Annotated in this window: 18 protein-coding genes and 1 pseudogene; 9 read left to right on the top strand and 10 right to left on the bottom strand. The window is 51.0% G+C overall.

The annotated features are described in order from the left end of the window. Positions 1 to 21 precede the first annotated feature (21 nt). Positions 22 to 1,476 (top strand): helix-turn-helix domain-containing protein, encoded by a 1,455-nt coding sequence (locus tag ACFSW5_RS02255; RefSeq protein ID WP_379269281.1) that lies wholly within the window; start codon positions 22 to 24, stop codon positions 1,474 to 1,476. Here the strand turns inward: ACFSW5_RS02255 and ACFSW5_RS02250 are convergent. The 3 genes from ACFSW5_RS02250 to ACFSW5_RS02240 are packed head-to-tail and all read right to left on the bottom strand — an operon-like array spanning position 1,473 to position 4,889. Further along, complete coding sequence (locus ACFSW5_RS02250; RefSeq protein ID WP_379269279.1) at positions 1,473 to 2,477, bottom strand: substrate-binding domain-containing protein; 1,005 nt, start codon at positions 2,475 to 2,477, stop codon at positions 1,473 to 1,475. The genes ACFSW5_RS02255 and ACFSW5_RS02250 overlap by 4 nt on opposite strands. 49 nt (positions 2,478 to 2,526) lie before the next feature. Next, positions 2,527 to 3,708 carry a glycoside hydrolase family 130 protein gene (locus ACFSW5_RS02245; protein WP_379269277.1) on the bottom strand — a complete coding sequence of 394 codons (1,182 nt, stop codon included), beginning with the start codon at positions 3,706 to 3,708 and terminating at the stop codon, positions 2,527 to 2,529. Continuing rightward, positions 3,705 to 4,889, bottom strand: coding sequence for an AGE family epimerase/isomerase (locus tag ACFSW5_RS02240; protein WP_379269275.1), 1,185 nt, complete (start codon positions 4,887 to 4,889; stop codon positions 3,705 to 3,707). Before ACFSW5_RS02240 ends, ACFSW5_RS02245 begins: the two co-directional genes overlap by 4 nt. 239 nt (positions 4,890 to 5,128) lie before the next feature. Between ACFSW5_RS02240 and ACFSW5_RS02235 the strand changes: the two genes are divergently transcribed. Next, positions 5,129 to 6,058: a glycoside hydrolase family 113 gene (locus tag ACFSW5_RS02235; RefSeq protein WP_379269823.1), complete on the top strand. Its 930-nt coding sequence runs from the start codon at positions 5,129 to 5,131 to the stop codon at positions 6,056 to 6,058. A 31-nt stretch (positions 6,059 to 6,089) separates the two neighbouring features. Here ACFSW5_RS02235 and ACFSW5_RS02230 read toward each other — a convergent pair whose 3' ends face one another. Continuing rightward, on the bottom strand, positions 6,090 to 6,764 hold the full coding sequence (locus tag ACFSW5_RS02230) for a class I SAM-dependent methyltransferase (RefSeq protein WP_379269272.1): 675 nt from the start codon (positions 6,762 to 6,764) through the stop codon (positions 6,090 to 6,092). A 39-nt stretch (positions 6,765 to 6,803) separates the two neighbouring features. After that, positions 6,804 to 8,210 carry a cardiolipin synthase gene (cls, locus tag ACFSW5_RS02225; RefSeq protein ID WP_379269270.1) on the bottom strand — a complete coding sequence of 469 codons (1,407 nt, stop codon included), beginning with the start codon at positions 8,208 to 8,210 and terminating at the stop codon, positions 6,804 to 6,806. A gap of 146 nt (positions 8,211 to 8,356) precedes the next feature. Between cls and ACFSW5_RS02220 the strand changes: the two are divergent. Next, a pseudogene (locus tag ACFSW5_RS02220) lies at positions 8,357 to 11,802 on the top strand (BadF/BadG/BcrA/BcrD ATPase family protein). Positions 11,803 to 11,872: 70 nt separating this feature from the next. Continuing rightward, the gene (locus tag ACFSW5_RS02215) at positions 11,873 to 13,480 is read left to right on the top strand and encodes a 2-hydroxyglutaryl-CoA dehydratase (RefSeq protein ID WP_379269267.1); all 1,608 of its coding nucleotides are present in this window, start codon (positions 11,873 to 11,875) and stop codon (positions 13,478 to 13,480) included. 713 nt (positions 13,481 to 14,193) lie between these two features. Here ACFSW5_RS02215 and ACFSW5_RS02210 read toward each other — a convergent pair. The 4 genes from ACFSW5_RS02210 to ACFSW5_RS02195 all read right to left on the bottom strand — a co-directional run bounded on the left by ACFSW5_RS02210 (position 14,194) and on the right by ACFSW5_RS02195 (position 17,038). Beyond that, the gene (locus ACFSW5_RS02210; protein ID WP_379269264.1) at positions 14,194 to 14,766 is read right to left on the bottom strand and encodes a hypothetical protein; all 573 of its coding nucleotides are present in this window, start codon (positions 14,764 to 14,766) and stop codon (positions 14,194 to 14,196) included. Positions 14,767 to 14,969: 203 nt separating this feature from the next. After that, on the bottom strand, positions 14,970 to 15,392 hold the full coding sequence (gene arsC / locus ACFSW5_RS02205; protein ID WP_379269262.1) for an arsenate reductase (thioredoxin): 423 nt from the start codon (positions 15,390 to 15,392) through the stop codon (positions 14,970 to 14,972). A gap of 20 nt (positions 15,393 to 15,412) precedes the next feature. Continuing rightward, entirely contained in the window at positions 15,413 to 16,705 is a 1,293-nt protein-coding gene (locus ACFSW5_RS02200) for an arsenic transporter (RefSeq protein ID WP_379269260.1), read from the bottom strand. Positions 16,706 to 16,720: 15 nt separating this feature from the next. Beyond that, a complete protein-coding gene (locus ACFSW5_RS02195; RefSeq protein WP_379269257.1) occupies positions 16,721 to 17,038 on the bottom strand; it encodes an ArsR/SmtB family transcription factor in 318 nt (105 codons plus the stop codon). 218 nt (positions 17,039 to 17,256) lie between these two features. On the opposite strand from ACFSW5_RS02195, the gene ACFSW5_RS02190 reads away from it, so the two are divergent. The 4 genes from ACFSW5_RS02190 (at position 17,257) to ACFSW5_RS02175 (ending at position 20,379) form a co-directional block, all read left to right on the top strand. Beyond that, complete coding sequence (locus ACFSW5_RS02190; protein WP_379269820.1) at positions 17,257 to 17,673, top strand: MarR family winged helix-turn-helix transcriptional regulator; 417 nt, start codon at positions 17,257 to 17,259, stop codon at positions 17,671 to 17,673. Between the two features lie 304 nt (positions 17,674 to 17,977). Next, positions 17,978 to 18,325 carry an ArsR/SmtB family transcription factor gene (locus ACFSW5_RS02185; protein ID WP_379269254.1) on the top strand — a complete coding sequence of 116 codons (348 nt, stop codon included), beginning with the start codon at positions 17,978 to 17,980 and terminating at the stop codon, positions 18,323 to 18,325. Between the two features lie 71 nt (positions 18,326 to 18,396). Continuing rightward, positions 18,397 to 19,854: an FAD-dependent oxidoreductase gene (locus ACFSW5_RS02180; protein WP_379269252.1), complete on the top strand. Its 1,458-nt coding sequence runs from the start codon at positions 18,397 to 18,399 to the stop codon at positions 19,852 to 19,854. Positions 19,855 to 19,875: 21 nt separating this feature from the next. Next, a complete protein-coding gene (locus ACFSW5_RS02175; RefSeq protein WP_379269250.1) occupies positions 19,876 to 20,379 on the top strand; it encodes an arsinothricin resistance N-acetyltransferase ArsN1 family A in 504 nt (167 codons plus the stop codon). Between the two features lie 11 nt (positions 20,380 to 20,390). Here ACFSW5_RS02175 and ACFSW5_RS02170 read toward each other — a convergent pair whose 3' ends face one another. Beyond that, positions 20,391 to 21,236 (bottom strand): AraC family transcriptional regulator, encoded by an 846-nt coding sequence (locus ACFSW5_RS02170; RefSeq protein ID WP_379269246.1) that lies wholly within the window; start codon positions 21,234 to 21,236, stop codon positions 20,391 to 20,393. A gap of 195 nt (positions 21,237 to 21,431) precedes the next feature. Between ACFSW5_RS02170 and ACFSW5_RS02165 the strand changes: the two genes are divergently transcribed. After that, on the top strand, positions 21,432 to 23,615 hold the full coding sequence (locus ACFSW5_RS02165; protein ID WP_379269244.1) for an alpha-galactosidase: 2,184 nt from the start codon (positions 21,432 to 21,434) through the stop codon (positions 23,613 to 23,615). The last annotated feature ends 38 nt before the right edge of the window (positions 23,616 to 23,653 follow it).

Below are 23,653 nucleotides of genomic sequence, written 5' to 3'. Positions count from 1 at the left end.
GGGGGCATAGGGAGGATTTCGATGATTAAAGCGATTGTCGCAGATAGCGAAAATCTGGTCCGGAAAGGTTTTCTATCGATGTTCGATTGGTCCTCCTTCGGCATTCGGATCGTCGGCGAGGCTGCCGACGGCCTGTCGGCGCTTCGACTGCTGGAAACGGAAGAAGCGGATCTTCTGTTTACCGATATCGCTTTGCCTCCGTTGTCGGGCTTTGAGCTGCTGGAGCGGGTGCGCCTCCTGTACCCGCATATTCGTTCGGTCGTGCTTGCACGTCATTCCGAGTGCGATTCGATTTTGCGGGCTCTTCGTCTCGGAGCCATCGACTATATTGTCAAGACGCGGCTCGATTCGGACGAAGCGGAGACAACGATGCTCGGCATCGTCGATCGTTTGCGGTGGGAGGAGAACAACCGGCACCGTTATTCCGGAGGCGTTCCGTTCAAGCCGATGCCGTCGGATACGGCTCTAGTCTTCGTTCCGCTCTCCGGGGAAGCTCGCGACGAGGTCCGCGACTTGCTCCGGCTTCCCATCGTACGGCGAAATTCGCTTACCGCTTTAGGCCGGATGTGGTTGTCTCCGCTTCACGAACCGGATGCCGGAGATCGCGGCTTGCGGGATTCGGCCGCGCAGCTCGGCGGGCAATGGGCGGTCGTTCTTGTGTCGGGCCTTGCGGGCAGGCTGCAGTCCGGCCTTCAGCATCTAGCCGACTATCTGGAAAGGCTTGTCTTTTATGCGAACCCGGCTCAGTCGCCATTGCGGATTACTTATGAGCAATGGTTAGAGCTGGCGGCGGACAACGGGCATAGAGATGAATTAACGGAGCATGAGGACCTTCGGTGGGCGCTGAACAAATCCGGCTGGGAAGCTTTTGCGGGCGGCATTCGGGAGCGCAAACCTTCGCCTTGTTTATTCGCCCCGTTTGCGGAGAAGCTGTGCAAAGAATGGAACGGGTTATTGTTCCCGGCGGAGAAGCGCGACAAGATGATTGCGGCTATCCCTAACAACCGGATATGGGACGATTGGAAGTCGTGGTTCCTCCATTTCGCGGAGCAAGCGGAGCGGAGGGCGTTCGAGCTGTCGGTATCGAAGGAAGTGCTCCTATCGCTGGTGAAAGCCGTTCGATATATGAAACGGAATTCGCATGCCATAACGAATCAGAAGGATGTGGCCGATCATGTCAACATGAGCCGCAGCTACTTCAGTCTCTGCTTTGCGAGGTTTGCGGGACAGCCGTTCGGCAGCGCGCTGCAAGGGATGCGGATCGAACGGGCCAAAAAGCTGCTGCTGGAGACAGACGAGCCGATTTATAAAATCGCGCATGACGCGGGATTTGAAGACGATAAATATTTCAGCAGGCTGTTCCGCAAGCTTGCGGGCCGCTTGCCAAGCGATTATCGGGCGGAAGGCCGGAGGCATTCCGCCCATGACTGCGAGGAGTATTACATCGAAACCCGCGGAAACGCAGGGGATGCTTAAATTTTTTTCACGGAATCCCGGTAAATGATTTTGCCCTGCACGACGGTTCTCCCGAAGCTGGACGCCGGGTCGTCTATTTTTTTCAAAATAGACTGGATGGCGGTTTGGGCCATCTGTTTGATATTGACTTCGACCGTCGTCAAATGCGGCTCGGTCAACGTGGCGTAAATATCGTTGTCAAAGCCGACGACGGAGCAATCGTCGGGAACCTTATAACCCGATTGCTTAAGCTTCTGCACAAGCGAATAGGCGACTTGGTCGCAATTGCATACGAACGCCGTCGGGAGAACGGACGGCAGTTCGATATCGATATAAGCCCCTTGCTCGTCCCGGTCGTTAACGATATATTCCGGCTGCAGCCGGATATTATGCTCCAGCAGCGACTTGTAATAGCCGAGGAAGCGATCCTGGATGCTGCTTGTCGAATAAATGTTGCCGACGTAAGCGATTTGCCGATGGCCTTGCCGGACCAAATAATTCGTAAGCTCGTACGCCCCGTAGAAATTATCCGTTACGATAGAGTCGATATGGGAATGCTCGTCGTAAAAATCGAGAAACAGTTTAGGCTGCTCGATTTCTTCGATCACTTCAATATAAGGCTTGTTGATTTGGCCTAAAAGGATAAAGCCGTCTACTTTTCGCTCGTAATAAATACGCGGAAGGGCGAGCTCCTCTTCGTCGGCCGCGCTTAAAATATGCAGAATCCCGTAATACCCGTGCGCTTCGAGCGATTTTGAAATTTCCTGATAAACCTGCATGTAAAAGGATTGATTCGGCCCGGTAAACCTTTCCGGAATAACGACCCCGATGTTATAGGTCAAGCCCTCGCGCATAGACTTGGCAGCCGTATTGATGCGGTAGCCCATCTCGTGCGCAAGCAGCTTGATCTGCTCCTTCAGCTCGTCGCTGACGCCTTCTTTATCGTTTAACGCTTTGGATACGGTTACGCTGCTTACCCCGATTCTGTTCGCGATATCGCGCATCGTTATTGGTTTATTCATCGCATCAACTCCTTTCGCCCTTTCGCGAAGCGCTCGGATAAGATATTCGTTACAACCGTTCGTTTAACAGCCGCTCGTTGTTCTCGATCAGGCTTGCCCGCTGGCTTGCGCAGCCGAGAGAGCGGAACGGGTCCGCCGGCGTGTTAAACGTATAGTCGATCAGCTTGTCGACCGTCGTTGTCGCAACATGAATTCGCGTATCGCTGGAAGCATAATAAATATACACTTCCCGCTTGTCGTTCACAACGGCTCCGTTGCAGAAGACGACGTTAGAGACGTCGCCGACCCTTTCGTCGTCGTACGGCGCGAGAAAATGGCCGCCCGGCTTGGCAATGACGCGGTTCGGCTCGTCCAGGGCGGTGGCGAAAGTGTACAGCACGTAACGAAGACCTGCGGCCGTGTTGCGGACGCCGTGAGCGATATGAATCCAGCCCTGTTCCGTCTTGATCGGCGCCGGGCCTTGTCCGTTTTTCACTTCGTAAACGGTATGGTAACGCCTCTCGTCGATAATTTGTTCTTCCTCGATGTACGGATTTAAAATATCGTCGCAGTAACCGAAACCGATGCCGCCGCCGGAGCCGGTGGAAATAAAGCCCTCCTGCGGCCGGGTGTAAAAGGCGTATTTGCCGTTTACGAATTCGGGGTGAAGGACGACGTTCCGCTGCTGCGGAGAGTTCGTCCGGATGTTGGGAAGCCTCGTCCACGTCTTCAAGTCTTTCGTGCGGACGAACCCCGCTTGGGCGACGGCGCTGGACGTATCGTACGGAGCGGCGTCCGGATCCTTGCTTTCGGAGCAATAAATGCCGTAAATCCAGCCGTCCTCGTGTTTGACCAGCCTCATATCATACATGTTCGTTTCGTTCTCGTCAATGTCCTCCCACACAAGCGGCCGGCCGACGAATCGGAAGCCGTCGACGCCGTTGTCGCTTTCGGCCAAGGCGAATACCGATTTGCGGTCAAGCCCTTCCGTGCGCACGACGAGAATATATTTGCCCTCATGGTAAATCGCGCCGGGATTTAACGTTGCGTTAATGCCAAGCCTTTCCATGAAATGGGGATTGCTTTCTTTATTCAGATCGAATCTCCAATGCAGGGGCACATGGTGCCGCGTCAGAACGGGGTAGGCGTAACGTTCGTATACGCCGTTATAAAATTGGTTGTCTTTATGGTTCTTTCTATTAAGCAGCTTCTCCTGCTCGGCGAGCAGCTCGTAATATTTGTCATGGATCATGGCGTATTCATCCTTTCGATCAGTTCGATGCAAAACCGGCTGTTATGGTACGGGCATTTCCATGGGCCTGCCAGCTCCCGCGTGTCATGCGTCCCGTCTTCTTCGACGGCCCAGAGCCATTCGCCGCCCCGGCGGCTGTCAATGATATTGTTTTTCGTATAAGTCCATAGATTTGTTGCTAATTCGATAAACATAGCGTCTTGGGTCCTCGTATAGGCGTTATGGAAACCGACCATCGCTTCGGCTTGAACCCACCAGATTCGGGACGTATCGGTATGCGCTCCTTCTTTCTCGTTGGCCAGCGACCCGTCGGATTGGACGGCTTCCCGGGCTACCGCATAAGCCAAATCGATGATCATGCGCCTATGATCCGAATTGTCGGAACCGATCGCTTTCATCGCTTCGTCCATTAGCCAGCTCGCCTCGATGTCGTGTCCGTAGGAGGTCAAGTCGACCAGCGAATTCCACTCGTGATCGAAAAATACGTTCAGTCTTTGTTTGCCGGGATCATAGATCTTCTCGTACAAAATGTTCATTAAGCCCGCGACGGAAGCTCGAACGCGTTCGTCCGGCCATGCCCGATAAAGCGTCGTGTACGCCTCCAGCACGTGAATATGGGTGTTCATGGTCATCGCGGCCATGACGCCGTTATCGCTTAACATTTCGTTCTCTCTTTCGTTCCACTCGCGGTCGAACTCTTCTTTATAACCGCCCGCTTCGGCGTTATAACCGCGGTCTTCGATGAGATAATACAATTCCTTCGCCAGCTCCAGCGCCTCGGCGTTGCGTGAAGCCAAATAATATTCGCTCAGGCTGTAGACGGCAAACGATTGGTTATAAATATGTTTGCGCGTGTCTAGCGGATTGCCTTTGTAATCGACGGCCCAGTATATGCCTCCGAATTCGCGGTCCAGCAGACGATTTTGTAAAAACCGGAATGCATGCTCCGCTTGTTCGGCATATAAAGATATGCCCGTTTTGCGGTAAGCGGCGGAGAACGACCATAACAGCCTTGCGGTTGCGATGCCTCCTTTCGGGGCGTCTTTGTGCAGCGATAAGTCATAGTCCAGCTTCCCGAAATATCCGCCGTAGGTCTCGTCCTTTAACGCGGTCCAAAAAGGAAGAATATGATTCAGCAGCTCGCTTTCAATTTCGCTTTTCACAATGTCTAACGATCCCAAGAAGCTACAACTCCTTCTATCGATTAAGTTAACGTTAACTTAAATTCATAATAAGTTTATTCGATTACAGATGTCAACGATGATAACCGGGAAAATCAAGAACAAATTTTTTTAGCAGGAGTAATTGACGGGAAAACGGTCCCAATGTACAATTCAGTTTGTAACTTAAACGATTAACTAACAAAAGGCTCTGTCAGCCTTCAAGCGGGAGGTCCGGCATTATGGCGTTCGATTTGAATATGGAATATATTAAAGGCTTTACTTACGGATGGATGAGCGGACGAGGGGATTTCCTCAAGAAGGAAGCAAAAGAGTCGCTTCGTCTGATGAAGGAGAGGACAGGAAGCGAATACGTTATTTTCGCTTTGGCGGCTTTGCAGCAAACGCCTCATTCGACCTCCATCGATTATAACGGCAGCCATATGGTAGGAGACGGGGAGCTTGTCGGCATGATTGAATACGCCCGTTCGCTCGGGCTTAAGATCATTCTGAAGCCTACCGTCAACTGCGCGGACGGAACGTGGAGAGCCCATATCAATTTCTTCGATCTGGACGTTCCTTGCGAGCCGAAGTGGCGGGATTGGTTCGCCAGCTATACCGAGTACCAGCTTCATTACGCCGACATTGCGCAAAAGACTCGGTGCGAAATGCTGATCGTCGGCTGCGAGATGGTGCAGACGGAACGGCGAGCCGACGAATGGCGCGCCTTTATCGCCCGGGTCCGGAATGTTTACACCGGTCTGATCTCTTACAATACGGACAAATATCAAGAATCGAACGTAAGCTGGTGGGATGCCGTCGACGTCATTTCGTCCAGCGGCTATTATCCGATTCACGATTGGGAGAATCAGCTCGACCGGATCGAAGCCGCGCTTGAGCGGTTCGACAAGCCGTTTTTTTTCGCGGAAGCGGGATGTCCGAGCCGGGTCGGCTCGGCGCTTGTGCCGAACGATTGGGGCCTCTCCGGAGAGGCGAGCGCGGACGAGCAGAGGAGGTATTACGAAGCGATGTTCAAGCACGCGAATCGTCGCCCGTGGGTCCGCGGCTTTGGCCTTTGGGATTGGGCGGCGCTGCTTTACGGCGAAGAGAAGGCGACGTCGGACGACGGGTACGGCGTATACGGTAAGCCGGCGGAAGCCGTTATTAAGTCGTTCTATCAAAGTATTTAAGCAAGCGCCCCCTTGCGGCCTCGATCCCGAATTAGTCGGGACCGAGGCCGTATATTGTATTGCCGGTTATCGCCATTTCATCCTCGTCCGCTGAAGCGAACCGGCTGAAGGAAGGGGACGACTTCGATTTCGGCGCGGCGTGAAAAAACAGTTCATTGTACACGAAGCACTTCTTAAACCTTTTCAGCACTTGGAAATCGTATTCAGCGTTCTTGAACAAATTCAAATAACCGTCTTCATAACGAATATAATCGCCGTCGTCGTACCAATTCATAAACCGGTTGTTAAACCGGGTCCGTTGGCACAAATAAGGCTCGATGGCGACGATTTTTCCGTTTGGCTTAAGAATCCTTTCAAACTCGCGCAGATACGCCTTGATTTGCTCGTCGGGTATATGATGAAGGACGGCGATGACGAGAATCGTGTCAATCGAGTTGTCCGGCACCGAAATCCGCTTGGTGTCGAATTCGATAAACCGATGATTCGGATACAGCTTTTTGGCCAGTCCGATTCGTTTGGCATCGGGTTCGATGCCCAGATTCGATTCCGGCTTGCAAATCGTGCAATTCGCGCCGGTGCCGGCTCCGAAATCAAGCACGTTTCCGTCGCTCAGATCGAAATGTCCGTTTATATGGTCGTGAATGTACTTTTTCGTTAACCATTTCGGTCGGACGAACCAATGATATAATCGCGGCGTAAGAGGCATAGCTCGCTATTCACATCCATTCGTTGAAATTGTTTTGCGTCAAAAAAGCGGAGACAACAGACGGGCAAAAACTTCCTTCATCCTTTGCTTTTTGGGACGTCCTTCGAATTCCGAAGGTCCTATTTCCTCGCTTTCGCCCAAATCCCGTTTAAATTGCTCGACCAGACGGCCGACGATTTTTTCGTCAATGAATACCGCACTGATTTCAAACTGGTCGCTAAAGCTGCGCATGTCCATATTGGCGGTTCCGGAACAGGCCAAGTCGTCGCATATAATGGCCTTAACATGAAGAAATCCTTTTCGATAACGAAAAAATCGGACTCCCGCCTCCAGCATTTCCCGAACGTAGGACAGCGAAGCGAAATAAACCAGCTCCTTGTCGGGAATCGACGGGATGATGACCTTGACGTCGACGCCTCTCTTGACGGCCGTTTTTAAAGCGAGCAGCACCCCCGGGTCCGGAATGAAGTACGGCGTCTCTATATAAATCCGTTTTTTGGCCGAAACAATGAGGGAAAAAACGAGCTCGAGAATCGTTTCGTCCGGCCCGGTCTTGACGATCTGAATGCATTGGTTGCCCGCAGAAGGTTGATCGGGGAAGTATTCCGCATCGGCCGGCAGTTGTCCCTTGACCAGCAGCCAGTCGGTCAGAAACGTATATTGAAGCCACAAAACCGCGTCGCCCCGTATGCAAAAATGCGTGTCCCGCCAATAGCCGAAGTACGGATCTTTGCCCAAATATTCGTCCCCGATATTCAACCCGCCGAAAAAACCGATACGTCCGTCTACGACGACAATTTTGCGGTGGTTGCGATAGTTGAGGCATTTGCGCATGAACGCCGACGAGAACGGGAAAAAAGTTCCGGTTTCCACCCCTGCGGCGCGAAGCCGTTTTACATAGTCCTTACCCAGTTTCCGGCTGCCGATTCCGTCGTAGATGAGCCTCACCTTTATTCCTTCCCGGGCTTTACGAATCAGCAAACGCTCAAACCGCCTGCCGAGCTCATCGTCCCGGATAATGTAAAATTCCACATGGACATGGTGCCGGGCCGCCGCGATCGATTCCAGCATCGCTTCAAACGCTCGTTCGCCTTCATCGAAAACTTCGGTTTCGCAGCAATAGGCCGGAGCCGTCGAGAAGGTTCGAAGGATGGCCGGCATTCGTTCGTCCTCCATCTCCTCCTGCGCTTCGGCCGATATTCGCCGGTTGCAGCGATCGACTAATTCCAGTCTTGTTTGTTCCAAGTTCCGGCTGTCTTTGCCCTTGAAAATACGGTCGCAAGCATATTCCCTAGCCAGGAAGTAATAGGGCAAGAAGCCGAGAATCGGCAGTACGAATAGAACGACGAGCCAACTGACGGCTTTGTTCGAACGCTTATATTCCAGTACGATAACGGCCGCTAGCTGGATAATAAACAACAGGAGAACTGCGACGATCCAAAGCAACGCTTCATCCTGACCTCCTAAAAGTCGAGAGCATGGGTTTAGTTTGGCTTTTCCATTGAAGGTATGGCACTTCCATGTTCTTTGTATAAAGCGGCCGGAATATACGCAACCTATCGCGAGAAATTTTTTGGATAAGGAGTCGACGGATGGAACGAAACAACGGAAGACTGGATGCATTAATATTCGGCATTGACGTCGGATCCACGACCGTCAAGGCCACTGTCGTCAATCCGGCGACGAACGAGATTTTGTGGTCGGATTACCGTCGGCATCATACGAAGCAGGCCGAAATGGTTCTGGACATGCTGCTGACCATCGAAAACGAATTTCCGGATGTAAGCCGGGATCGGATTCGGGTATTTATGACCGGCTCGGGCAGCGGGCCGATCGTGGAGCATATCGGGGCGAAGTTCGTGCAGGAAGTAAACGCGGTCACGATGGCCGTCGAGCGTCTTCATCCCGACGTGGGAAGCGTCATCGAGCTCGGCGGGCAAGACGCAAAGATTATTATTTTCAAGGTGAACGAGGAGACGGGGAACAAGCAGGCGTTAACGTCCATGAACGACAAGTGCGCGTCCGGGACGGGAGCTACCATTGATAAGTGCATGATTAAGGTGGGCATGCCGGCGGAAGAAGTCGGCAAGCTGCAATTTGACGATTCCAAGCTGCATCATGTCGCCGCCAAGTGCGGCGTATTTGCCGAAACGGACATTGTCAACTTGGTGAAGAGCGGAATTCCTTCCGCAGAAATCATGTGCTCGCTGGCCGATGCGATCGTCATGCAGAACTTGTCCGTATTGACCCGCGGCAATACGCTTCGCCATCGCGTCTTGCTCCTTGGCGGACCCAATACATATTTGCCTTTTCTGCAGCAATGCTGGCGATTGCGCATCCCCCAAACCTGGCGGGACCGCGGATACGACTATCCGTCGGACGTACCGATTGAGGAGCTAATATTCGTTCCAGAAAATTCGCAATACTACGCCGCCTACGGCGCGGTCATGTACGGCTTGCACGAGCCGGCGGAAGTAGGAAAGTATACGGGCACGGAACAGCTAAAGCAATTTATTGCGTACGGGCGAAAAGCGAAGCTGGGAGAAAACGCAGGTCCGCCTCTCGCGGTTAGCGAAACCGAGCTTGAACGGTTCCGCCGCGAATACAGCATTCCCCGGTTTGAGCCGGCTGCTTTCCGCCCCGGCCAAGAGGTCAGAGCCGTGATCGGGCTTGACGGCGGCTCCACGTCGTCGAAAGCGGTTCTGGTCGACGAGTCCGGGCAAATTCTAATTAAAGAATATCAGCTCAGCAAAGGCAATCCGCTTGAGGATACGAAAGAGATGCTGAAGCGGATTCAGGACAAAGTGACGGGCCAGGGCGCAGACCTGAAAATCATCGGCTTCGGCGCGACCGGTTATGCGGCGGATGTATTGGAGAAGACGCTGAAGGCCGACGTCAACATCGTCGAGACGGTCGCCCATATGATGAGCGCCGTCAATCAATTCGGCGATGTCGACGTCATTTGCGATATCGGCGGCCAGGACATTAAAGTGCTTTTTATGAAAAACGGCGATTTTCGCGATTTCCGGCTATCCAACCAATGCTCCGCCGGCAACGGGATGCTGCTGCAGGCGATGGCCGACCAGTTCGGCATTCCGATTCAGGAATATGCGGATACCGCTTTCGCGGCCGATCTCAGCCCGAAATATTCCTACGGGTGCGCGGTATTCCTCGATGCCGACCGCGTCAATTTCCAGAAGGAAGGTTATTCCAAGGAAGAGCTTCTGGCCGGGCTCGCGCTCGTCCTTCCGAAAAACGTATGGCAATATGTCGTTCAAATTCCGCGCATGGCGGAGCTTGGCCGCAAATTCGTATTGCAGGGCGGAACGCAGTACAATCTGGCGGCCGTTAAGGCGCAGGTCGATTACATTAAACAGCGGGTTCCGGACGCGGAAGTATACGTTCACCCCATCCCGGAGAGGCGGGTGCGATCGGTGCGGCCATGGAAACGCTGCGCGTCGTCAAGCGGCGCGGTTATTCAACATTCCTTGGTTTGGAAGCGGCGATTCATCTGAGCTACACTTCTCGAAACGACGAATCGACCCGCTGCAACTTCTGTCCCAATAACTGCAGCCGTACGTTCATCGATTCCGTGACCCCGGACGGGCAAACCGCCCGTTACATCTCCGGCTTCAGCTGCGAGAAGGGAACGGTCGAAGACGAGGCGGCCATGGTGAAGCTGTCGAAGCAGCGGGTGGAGCTCAAGAAACATTATCCGAACCTGGTGGAATACGAAGCCCGCCGCATGTTTCAGCATTTTTACGATCCGGAACCCATGCCTGACTCCGGCATTGAGGTACAGGATGTGGAGATTCGGCAAAGCCTGTTCGGCTTGCGGAAAAAAACGTATACGCGCGCTTTCGAGCGTTCATCCGCCGAAGCGGCGGAACGCCGGAAGCAGATCCGGATCGGCATTCCGAAGGTGCTGAATATATGGTCGACGGCCCCTTTCTGGCGGACTTATTTCGAGACGCTCGGCATCGACCAGAAGAACATTGTGTTCAGCGACAATACAAGCGAAGAAATGTGGCAGCAGGGCGGCAAATACGGCTCGATCGACCCGTGTTATCCGTCGAAGGTGGCGCAAGCGCACGTTCATAATCTGTTGTTCAAGCATCACGAGAAGAAGCCGCTCGATTATATCTTTTTCCCGTGCATTACGCATATTCCGACCCACTTGAATAACGTCATGGACTCCGCAAGCTGCCCGATCGTGGCCGGAGCGCCGAACGTCATCAAAGCCGCTTTCACGAAGGAGGTTAACTTCTTTGAAAGCCGGGGCATCGTTTATCTGGATCCGGCGGTTACGTTCACGGAGCCGAATCTTCTTAAGCGGCAGCTGTTCGAAGCATTCGGTCCGCAATTGGCGGTGACGGAGGAGGACGAAAGCGACTTTGCGGCCGAGCAAGCCTGGAAGGCGATGGAGCTGTTCGACGCCGAAATGCAGGAGAAAGGCCGGCAAATTCTGGAGCAGGTGGAACAGGAGAACCGTATCGCCATTCTGCTCATCGGCCGCCCGTACCACTCCGATCCGGGCCTCAATCACGGCGTGCTGGATGAATTTCAGGTTCTCGGATATCCCGTCTTGTCGATGCGCTCCATTCCGAAAGACGAAGAGTGGCTTCGCCGGTATTTCGAAAAGGATTTGCAGAGCGGGCGGGTGAATTACGCGCTCGAAGTAACCGACGTATGGCCCGAAAACTTCAGCTCCAACAGCGTGCAGAAAGTATGGGCGGCCAAATTCGCCGCGCGCCATCCGAATGTGGCCGTTCTCGACTTGTCCAGCTTCAAGTGCGGGCATGACGCTCCCACTTACGGGCTGATCGACTCGATCATTACGGCTTCGGGCACGCCATATTCGGCGCTGCACGATATCGACGCGAACAAGCCGAGCGGCTCGATCAAAATACGTGTCAAGACATATGCGCACAGCCTAAGCCTGCATGAAGAACGACTGCAGGATCTGGCCGAGAAAAAAGCGCAATTGCAGCTCCTATTAGAGCAAAAACGAAACGAGCTGCTGAAGAAAACGATCTAAAACGGACCCCGCAAAGTGACGAGGGCCTTCGGAGCATATTCCGATTACTTAAATACGAGGAGGAGACAAGATGGCAAAGGAGAAGATATCGCTTGAGGACGAGCTCCGCTTGTTCCGCGAAGAACAGGAGAAAGCGCTCGGTCTGGCGGAGAAGCACCAATGGTTCGACCCGGTTCCCCGCCGCTTTCTGGCGAAGGACAAAGCGCATACGACGATTTTGTTCGGCGGGCTGACGATGGCTCAGGATTATTTGGTCGAGGGGGCTTTGGCGGGGCTGGGCTACAAGGTCAAAAACATGGATTGCCCCGACAACGAATCGCTGCGCTTCGGCAAGGAGTTCGGGAACCGCGGACAATGCAATCCGACCTATTTTACGGTCGGCAATTTGATCAAATATTTGCATCATCTTCGCGATGTGGAAGGGAAATCGAAGGAAGAGATCGTCAGCAGCTATTTGTTCGTAACGAGCGGCTCTTGCGGTCCTTGCCGTTTCGGCACCTATGTGACGGAGTACAGAAAGGCTCTCAGGGATGCCGGGTTCGACGGCTTTCGCGTGCTGCTGTTCCAGCAGACGGACGGCTTGAAGCAAGCGACCGGCGACGAATCGGCGCTTAAGCTGGATACTTCCTTCTTTATCGCGTTTCTGAAGGCCGTTCTGCTTGGCGACATCCTGAATGCGCTCGGATACCGCATTCGTCCCTACGAAGTGGAAGAAGGAGCCACTGACGCCGCGCTGGAAAAATGCAAGCAATATCTTTATCGCGCGTTAAACCGGCGTAAAGGACTGCTCCCTGCGCTGATCCGCTGCCGCCGAGAGCTGCAGAGCGTGCGCGTAGACCGGACGCGGGTAAAGCCGAAAGTAAGCATCATCGGCGAGTTCTGGGCGATGACGACCGAGGGAGACGGCAACTATCAGCTGCAGCGTTTTCTGGAGAAGGAAGGGGCCGAGGTCGAGGTTCAATCGGTTACCGCATGGATCTTGTTCCTGATCTGGTCCGGCCGTTACGATACCCGTAAAAGGATGCATTTGCGGGAAGCGGACGGGGGCCGTCAGGGGCTGCAAGGAAAAAATGCGGCCGCGCGAATTCGCATGCTGGGGCTTGCCGATCTGGCGGTCCGGTTTCTATTCCAATCGTTCGCCCGGATTATCGGGCTGCGGGGCTACCATTTGCCCGACATGGAGGAGATCGCCAAAGTTGCGCACGAGCATTACAATAACCAGCTCCGCGGCGGCGAAGGGCATATGGAAGTCGGCAAGCTGATTCTGAACGTCGTCAAACGGAAGGTGAACATGACGATTTCCGTCAAGCCCTTCGGATGCATGCCCTCCTCCGGCGTTTCCGACGGGGTTCAGTCGCTCATTACCGAGAAGTATCCGGATGCGATCTTTTTGCCGATCGAAACGACCGGCGACGGAGCGATTAATGTTTACAGCCGCATTCAAATGATGCTGTTTAAAGCGAAGCAGGAGGCCAAAAGGGAGTTTGAAGAAGCGCTCGCGAAAAAAGGCTTTACGATCGACTTTCTGCCAAGAGGCTCTTCCATGCGCCGGCCGCTGCGCCAAACCCGTCACGTCGTCGCCTGCACAGCTGCCAATGCCGTTTATTCGATGACGGGACCGCTCTTCGGACGCTTCTCGTTCCGAAGAAAAATGAACAAAAACCTGGTGCATGAATAAACGTTCAAACAAATAGAAAAAGGAGGACAATAAGTTCCTCCTTTTTTTCTGTTCTAGGGGCATCTCAATTGGTTCAACGAAAGCTTTTGTTTCCTGGCCGCCTGCCTGATATTGCACTAATTCCTGTTTTTTTGTTCCGTGCTCGCAATAAAGAGATAAATCATGTAAGTCGCAGAGCATGCCAATACATAGGATACGAAAGTCCATATAAGATTCCACCCATGCAAGTAAATCACTTTCCCCGTGTAAACCAGAACGGCCTCGAGTATCGTTTTTACAATGGAAAACGCACAAATAGCAAGGAAGGCGGGGAGTTTCTTTGCCTGATTTATAAGGTAAACCATGTAAGACGGAAGGATAATATAGATTCCAAGATTATACGGCACAAAGGATAATGAGCCGCTGCGAAAGGGAGAAATTTGGAACCACTCCATATAGTACCCGATATCACTAAATAGAAATGCGATTAGTCCCGCCGCAGGACCGATTCTGACGATATGGATAAAGTCTTTCCGCAGTAAATAAATGCCGAAAATCCAAGGGATTACGAATCCGATCAGCCAGTTGAATAACATTGCCTCACCGCCTCAGATTCCCATTTTTTCCGAAAAAGCATATCATTAAACCGTTTCGGAAGGCGTGAAGCAATAAGATCGGAACGACAGGACCGCCGGCGGATCGTTGCCGGTGTCCGGCGGACTGAAGCGCCTCGTTTAAACGAGGCGTTTTTGTTTTTTTGCGATAAGCCAACCGATTATTCCGAAGGAAGCTATTGCCATTAGGACAGCCGTTTTTTCGCCAATCCCAAAGTTAAAGTAGGAAGTGAGTGAATTTTGCAATGAACGCATTCCAATTACGAGCAAGTAGCCGACAAACCATCCTGAAGCCATCCCAAGCAGCGTGTTCCTCAGCCTTATGTCCGTATTTCCGGGCTTGATAAAAAGATATCCTCCGATGATCGATAACAACGGAATAAACACAAGAATCAGCTTAATCGGAGAGAAGTGAAGGGACAAAAGGCTGTAAAACCATAGGCCAATCACGCCTCCGACCGCAATGCCGCGAATATTGGTCTTCGGATATAACTTGAGAAACGGAATAAAGAACAAAAGGATGATGAACGGAAGCGCATAGAAACCGTAAATAAAGTAAGCGAAATTTTGGTAAGCGTCCTGCGGCTCGCGATTCGGGTTGCTTAGTAATAAAGCATCCAGGAAATTGTAAAAGACAAGATAACATGCAATCGCAGCCGCAATGCTCCCGATCAAAGAATAGACGATTTTCATGAAGTCCTCCTGTGATGATTATGGATCCGATAAATAAGACGTTAAATTCTCCAAAAAAGTTGTCGCATGGAAAAATATAACTGGGATCACAGTCTCCCCAAGTTCTGGAAATGTCAAAAAAATAAAACGGCTGCCGAAAGGGTATCGGCAGCCTAGTTTTTCAGGTATGCAAAGCTTCGGATGTAACGATCTGTTTGAACAACTTATTTGCCTGTTGCAACAAATTGTTCCATTCGAGCTTTAATCGAATCGCGGACATTTCTAAATTGAGCCATAATTTCTTCTTCCGTTCCCGTTGCTTTGGCGGGATCATCAAAGCCCCAATGCCATTTCACAACATTCGGATTCGAAATGACCGGACAATGCTCGTCCGCGTGTCCGCATAGCGTTACGACATAATCGGCACGGTTCAGAATGTCCGGATCAATGACGTCCGAAGAATGATGGCTAATATCAACGCCCGCTTCCATCATGACTTGTACCGCTCTTGGATTTAGACCATGTGCTTCGAGACCGGCGCTTTTCACTTCATACTGTTCGCCGCCAATCGCTTTTAAGAATCCATCGGCCATTTGGCTGCGGCAAGAGTTCCCTGTACATAAAAAGTAAACGAGTTTCTTTTCCATCGTTCATTTCTCCTTTGTTTTTAATAAATGAGGCTAAGCCATAGATAAAGACCAATCAATGTGATCAGCAGTACCGGCATAGTTAGTACGATTCCGACTTTAAAGTAGTAGCCCCATGTAATTTTGACATTTTTCTTTGCGAGCACATGCAGCCATAAGAGGGTAGCGAGCGAACCGATTGGCGTAATTTTCGGACCAAGATCCGACCCAATGACGTTTGCGTAGATAAGCGCTTCTCTTATTGCGCCTTGCGTCGCGGTTCCTTGAATCGCTAAAGCATCGATCATGACCGTCGGCAAGTTATTCATAATGGAAGAGAGGATTGCAGCAACAAAGCCGGAGCCGACCGTTGCGATAAAGAGCCCCTGATCGGCCAGCCATTGAAACACTTTCCCCAGTTCATCGGTTAGGCCGACATTGCGGAGCCCATAAACGACTACATACATGCCAATCGAAAATACGACAACGGACCACGGCGCTCCTTTAATAACGGCACCGGTTTGGACGGCTGGGCTTCTTCTCGCAAATAAAATAAACACAATTGCAGCAAGCCCCGCCATGACGGACACCGGTACATGGATAAATTCGCTGATGAGATAAGCAACGAGCAGAACGGCCAGGACGACCCAGGATAACTTAAACATGCGCATGTCTTTAATGGCTTCCCTCGGCTGCTTTAAGTGATTGAGATCTACGGTTTTGGGGATGCTTTTGCGAAACATGAGAAATAAGACAAGCAAGCTTCCTCCAACGGAGAATAGGGTCGGGACGATCATTCGGCCGGCATATTCCGCAAATCCAATACCGAAGAAGTCGGACGACACGATATTGACCAGGTTACTAACGATAAGCGGAAGGGAGGCCGTGTCCGAAATAAACCCGCCGGCCATAATGAAAGGCAATACCATCCGTTCGTCAAATTTCAAGGCTCTGACCATGGCTAGAACGATTGGCGTCAAGATAAGAGCGGCTCCGTCGTTTGCAAAAAACGCGGCAACGGCGGCCCCCAACAAAACGACGTAGGTGAACATGAGAGTTCCGTTTCCATTGGCAAAACGGGCCATATGCAGGGCGGACCATTCAAAAAAACCGATCTCGTCTAAAATCAATGAAATCAGTATAACGGCGACAAAGGCAAGCGTCGCATTCCAGACGATACCGGTCACATCCCGGACGTCCTGGAAGCTTACAACGCCGAATAGAAGAGCTAAGACGGCACCGCCTGCAGCGGAATAACCGATGTTTAAGCCTTTAGGCTGCCAGATTACGAAAATAAGAGTTAAAACGAAAATGATAGATGCGGCGACTAACATAATTTCCCCCTCGGATTACGGACAACAATTTGGATTCAGCTTTTCCAATTGATTTTTCATGGAAGGAAGCTGATCTACTATCCCCTTAAGATAGGGCTTATCTTCTACATTTAAGGAATAGTAAATCCATTGTCTTTTCCTGGTTTCAACAACCAGTCCCCCTTGTTTTAATTTCCTTAAATGCTGGCTTACATTAGGTTGTGTCGTTTGAAGAACGTTGACAATATCGCAAACACACAGATCTTGCTCCTTGAGGAGAGCGAGAATGGTTAACCGCGTTTGGTCGGCGAGCAATTTGAGCGTATCTACGAGAGCTTCCACGGTTTGGGCCAAACGCTTCACTCCTTTAACGGTCGATTGGGAGCCCGACGGTCTATCCGGTTCCCTTTCCATGTTCATTATACACAGCCCATTATATAAGTAAAGGATTATATAATGAAGTAATTATAAAGAAAACGATCGATAATACTTGCAAATTGCAAATTTTGGAGATATAAATAAAGCAGGAGGCGATGAGAGTGGAAACAAGTCCTAGAGATTTACTTCAACTCATGACACGGAATTTTGGTTTATTAAATAAGTCTTGCTGCAGTGTAGGGGCTAACGAGATTTCTTTGGTTCAAAGCCACATTCTTTACGAAATTGACCGGCAGCATAATCCTTCTGTTCAGCAAATCGCCGATATCTTAGGGATGGATATAACGACGCTAAGCCGGCAAATCCAAACCTTAGCGAAAAAGAAGTTGGTTCGCAAGTCGCCGCTGCCAGAAGATAAAAGGGTGTATATTTTAAGCTTAACGACTGAAGGGAAATTTGTTGCAGGCTCAATCGATCATATGCTCAATGACTATTTAGAGAAAGTCTTTTCGCTTATGAATGATTTTGAAAGGGATACGGTGTTGCGTTCACTGAAGCTTTTGAACGACAGCATCATGAAAGCAAAGACGTTATACCCGTTACGCTGTTAGACGGATGATTTTGTCGTCTAACTATGCATAATATTTGCAATTTGCAAATAATGTGAAAGGGATGGATTTGAAATGAGTTTAGAGTTGTATGAGACAAGGCGACGATTCGCGGCGTCGGATCCGATGCTAAATACGTCGTGAAAAAGCTTTCGCAATATTTGTAAAAGACATTCAAATAAACTCGGTCCGAATAATTAATCAATTTTTTTTGATTTACTATTGACCCCTTAAATTTCCAATGCTATATTGAATGCATAAATCAAAATAAATTGATGCAAGATGTGAAGAGATCGGAGGGAAGAAGATGATCAAGGAACTTCCAGTCGTCAATCAGCATACATCTTCTGTTGACTTCTCCAAATATGAAGCTAAATTTAAAGCTTTAGCGGATCAAAAGAGACTTCAAATTATGTATGAGCTTACCCAGCGAGGGAATACGTGCGTATGCGACCTTGCCGAAATTTTTGACATGCAGCAGTCCAAGTTGTCTTACCATTTGAAGATTCTGTTGGACGCCGGGCTGATTCGACGGGAAACAAGAGGAACATGGAGCTACTATGAATTGAATGCATCGGAAGTAAACAATCTTCTTTCACCGGAGCTATGCTGTATTTTTCGTACCGATGAGGTTAAAACAAACGATTGTTGTTAAATCGCTTTTGTTTTTCAATTATTAATCAAAAAAAATTGATTTAATGGGAATGCTGCCGCTGCTGTTAAACGATGGATCCAAAAAACAAATTGGAGGTATATGCAATGAGTGGATGTTGCGGTGCTTCAGTTTCTGTAGAATTTTCGGCTAGGATGACAAAGCCTTCAGCGGGTTATCTAAGTAAGCTCCCGGTAGCCATTATCGGAGGAGGGCCTGTAGGCTTGGCCGCTGCCGCGCACTTGGTTGCAAAAGGAGAGTCCTTTATTCTCTTCGAGGCGGCCGGCCAAATTGCCGGGAATGTCGCCTCCTGGAGCCATGTACGCGTCTTTTCGCCATGGCGGTACAATATAGATAAGGCAGCTAAGCAATTGCTCGAATTAAGCGGGTGGAAAGCCCCGAAAGATGATGACCTTCCAACCGGCGGTCAATTGGTGGATCAATATCTTGCTCCTCTAGCGGAATTGCCGGTCGTTAAACCGTATATCCACCTAAATGCGAAGGTGACCGCGGTTAGCCGAAAAGGGCTGAGTAAAATAAAAACAGCCGGTCGTGAAAAGCTTCCTTTCGTGCTGCATGTCCTTGAAAAAGGCGAGCGGAAGGTGTATGAAGCAAAAGCGGTTATTGACGCATCCGGCACCTGGTCCACACCCAATCCCGCGGTATCTGAAGGTGTTTGGACGGACGATGAGCTTAAAATGAAAAATAAAATCACCTATGGCATCCCCGATGTATGGGGTAAGCACCGGGACCGCTATGCGGGCAAAAACGTTTTGGTTGTCGGCAGCGGTCATTCCGCCATTAATGTGCTGCTCGATCTGGAACGTTTAAAAGAGCAGGAGCCGCAAACCAATATTACCTGGATCATTCGAAAATCCGATGTCAGTGCCGTCTATGGCGGGCAAGAAAACGATGGCCTTCCTGAACGCGGAGCTTTAGGCATTCGTTTGAAAAATCTTGTCGCTTCGGGGAAGGTTCACGTCCATTCTTCCTTCTTGATTGAAGGCTTCCAACCATCGGGAGATAAAATGATTGTTAAGGGGAGTCGTAACGGCGAGACGTTTCAGATCGATTCGATTGATGAGATTATCAGCAATACGGGATCTCGTCCGGATATGAGCTTTCTGCGTGAAGTAAGAACAGACCTGGATAGCGCCGTAGAAAGCGTCCGCGCACTGGCTCCGCTCATCGATCCCAATATCCACAGCTGCGGAACCGTGAGGCCCCATGGGGAAAAAGAGCTGCGTCAGCCGGAACCGGATTTCTATATTGTAGGCTCCAAAAGCTATGGCCGCGCTCCGACTTTTCTAATGGCTACCGGCTATGAGCAGGTTCGATCGGTTGTTGCCGCCTTGACAGGAGATTGGGAGGCTGCGGAGAAAGTTGAATTGGAGCTGCCTGAAACCGGAGTGTGCAGCGTCGGCAACTTCGGCAAACAAAGCGTTCAGGAGCTTAATGACATGCATGCAAGCGGTTGCTGCAATTCGACGTCTACTGCAAGCGCGGCTGCGTCAGCTTCATGCTGCGGATAACAGATATCGGGGGGAGCAGGTATGAACATCGAAATTCGCAAAGCTACCGTTCAGGATGCAGCCGCTCTAACGGAAATTTATAATTATAATATCGTGCATGAGCGGAATTCGACCTTTGAAACGGAGCCCAGAACCCTTGAAAGCCGTATAGAGTGGATACAAAGCGCGGGATCCCATTATCCGATCTTAGTCGCTCATCATGGCCGTGAAGTTGTCGGCTCCGCTTATGTTTCCGCTTATCGGGCAAGAGAATGCTATAAAGGGGTAGGCGAATTCTCTATCTATCTTCATAAGGATTACAGGGGAATGGGAATCGGGAAACAGCTTTTGAGCGCACTCATTGAGGAGTGTAAAACGCTTGGCTATTGGAAGCTGCTTTCCCGGATCTTCGATTTTAATACCGGGAGCCGTCAGCTTTGCCGCAGTTTAGGTTTTCGTGAAGTAGGGATTTATGAAAAGCACGGCCAGCTCGATGGTAAATGGCTTAATTGCGTCATTGTGGAGAAATTGCTTATCGATCCATAAGAAGTCCGTCCTCAAGAAGGACTATTTACTTTATGACGGTCCGTCTCGCCGGTTCGGTACTGCCTGGGGGAGACTCCTTTCATCTTCTTAAAAATCTTGGAGAAGAGCAGAGGGTCGCTATAGCCGACGGATCGGGAGATATCGCCTATCGAAAGCTCAGCGTTCGCCATCATTTCGCATGCTTTATTCATTCGGTAACGAATTAAGTAATCTTGAATGCTCGTATTCATTCGCTGCTTGAATAATGAGCATAAATAGCTTCGATTGAGTCCGATAAAACGTGCAATGTCCTCAATTGTAATTTTCTGAGCATAATTGATTTCGATAAAATCCTTCACTTTCTCAACGTATATTTCCGTCCGGCTTTCCTTATGGCCGGGCGGCGTGCTTGGACCGAACTCCGCCAGCTCCGATAACATTAAATAAAGCAGCCCGGTCAGCCGGGTTTCTCGAGCTTTGCGGTATTCTCTCGAATCGATCATGAGCTGCAAATACTGGCAGATTATATCGTCCCTATTATAATGAAGGATTGGAGATGCCATCGTCAGGCCGGCTTGCTTGAGGAGCGTCTCTGCAAGAGTCCCGCTAAAACCAATCCAGCAATAAGACCAAGGGTTTGTCTCATCGGCTTGATAATAAGTGATGACATCGGGGACAATGAGAAACCCTTGTCCTTTCTCCAGTCTGTACCTGTTTCCTCCAACCTCGAAAATTCCTTCCCCTTCCAAAATATAGTGGAGCAGATAGTGCGTTCTTACTGCAGGCCCAAAAAAATGACCGGGAATACATTCCTCCATGCCAAATTGAGTCAGGTGCAGCTCCGTGTGCTGCTTGCTGCCTTGCAAATACTCGATCACGATCTAATCTCCTTGTGTAAAATTTCAAGCATTATAACATATTTAGTGAGTACCATGCCATATACGGAGTTCCTGAATTTAATATATGATTTCTCTATAGCCGACTGTGTATGATAGAGTACAATCAAGCTTAAAACCATGTCGGATCAATGGTATGCATCATGCCGTACGAACTAGGGAGGGAGCTATTTTCCAATGGGCGTAATTGTTCAAGAGCAAGCGGGGCTGTTTCATCTGCAGTCTTCCGACATGAGTTATATGATTCAGATCGTGGACGGATATCCGGCGCATGTATATTGGGGAGGCCGGCTGAAGCACCGGGAACCGATGTCCGATCTGTTGATACATACCCCCGAAAGGGCGGGATTGGATCGGCTCCCGCAGGAATACCCCCAATACGGGAGCGGGGACTTCCGCAATCCGGCGTATCAAGTAGAACTTGAGGATGGAACGCGCATTACGGAGCTAAAGTACGACGGTTACCGGATCATAAAGGGGAAGCCGTCATTAACCGGGCTGCCGGCCGTCTACGCCGAGGATGAGAACGAAGCGGATACGTTGGAGCTCCTGTTAAAGGATGCCTATTCGGGCCTCCGGGTTGTTCTTCTGTATACTCTGTTCGCCGATCGCAACGTTATCGTTCGTTCGGCCCGGCTGATTAACGAGGGCGAAAAGCGGCTGCGGCTTCGCCGCGCTTTGAGTGCCAGTGTCGACTTTTCGGGTAAAGACGATTTGGAGATCATGTATCTTTCCGGAGCCTGGGCTCGAGAAGCCAATATAACCCGCAGACCGCTTCTTCAAGGCGAAACCCGAATCGATAGCAAGCGGGGCATGAGCAGCCATCAATTCAACCCTTTCGCCGCATTGGTCACGAAGGAGACGACGGAGTCTCACGGCGAGGCTTTTGGCTTCAGCCTTGTGTACAGCGGCGGCTTCGAAGCGGCGGCGGAAGTGGATTCGTTCGGCTCGGCGCGGTTTAGCATTGGCGTGAACTCCTTCGACTTTGCATGGCTGCTGAATCCGGGGGAGAGCTTTCAAACTCCGGAAGTCGTTATGGTTTACTCCGGACAAGGGCTGGGAGATATGTCGCGGACGTATCACCGTTTGTATCGGACCCGGCTTTGCCGCGGACAATATCGGGACGAAGAACGGCCTATTCTGGTCAATAACTGGGAAGCCACCTATTTTAACTTCGATGCCGATAAGCTGGAAGCGATAGCGGAAGAGGGAGCCAAGCTGGGAATCGAGCTGTTTGTGTTGGATGACGGTTGGTTCGGGAAAAGGGACTCCGACAATTCGTCTCTGGGCGATTGGTACGAGGATCGCCGCAAGCTGCCGGGCGGGCTTGCGGATATTGCGGAACGCATCAATCGGCGCGGGCTTAAATTCGGGCTCTGGTTCGAGCCCGAGATGATCTCGCCGGACAGCGAGCTCTACCGGAAGCATCCGGACTGGTGCCTTCATGTTCCAGGGCGGAGGCGCAGCGAAGCCAGATGGCAGTTAGTGCTCGATTACACTCGCAAGGAAGTGCGGGATTACATCTATGACTCGCTTTCCGCCATTTTCTCCAGCGTGCCGGTCGCTTACGTGAAGTGGGATATGAACCGCTGCCTGACGGAAATCGGATCCGCGGTCCTGCCGCCGGAGCGCCAATCCGAGACGGCCCATCGCTATGTTCTTGGATTGTACGAGCTGCTCGAGCGGATCACGTCCGGGTTTCCGCATATTTTGTTCGAGAGCTGCTCGAGCGGCGGAGGGCGCTTTGATCCCGGGATGCTTTATTACATGCCTCAAACGTGGACCAGCGATAATACCGATGCGGTGGAACGTCTGAAGATTCAATACGGCACCAGCCTTGTTTATCCGGTAAGCGCAATCGGAGCGCATGTGTCGGCCGTTCCGAACCATCAGGTCGGACGGATAACGCCCCTGGATTTTCGAGGAGATGTGGCCATGTCCGGAAACTTCGGCTATGAGCTTGATTTAACGAAATTTTCCGATGAGGAGAAAGAGACGGTCAAACGCCAAGTCTCCACTTACAAACAGATTCGCGGTTTAGTGCAGAAGGGCGACTTGTACCGTCTGAAGAGTCCGTTTGAAGGAAACGTGTCGGCGTGGATGTTTATTTCCGAAGACAAGGAGGAGGCTCTCGTCTACTATTTCCAAGTGATGGCCGTACCGAATGCGCCTCGGCGCAGCTTGCGTCTCGCCGGACTTCATCCGGAGCTCGATTACGAAGTTCAGTCGGGAGATAGCGGGCACAAGCCGGTTCTTGGAGGAGACAGGCTTATGCGGTTAGGCCTGCCTCTTGTGTTCGAACAGAGAGACTATGTAAGCGGTTGGTTCCGGCTTCAAGCCATCAAGCCCGGGAATGCGTGATGGGGAGGACCAGCCGACGCCCGAAAGAGCAAACAACC

Origin of the sequence: Paenibacillus thailandensis (assembly GCF_042685365.1) — a bacterium.
In the GTDB taxonomy this organism is placed as follows: Bacteria; Bacillota; Bacilli; order Paenibacillales; family Paenibacillaceae; genus Paenibacillus_AP; species Paenibacillus_AP thailandensis.
This window is presented reverse-complemented; position numbering and strand designations above follow the sequence as displayed.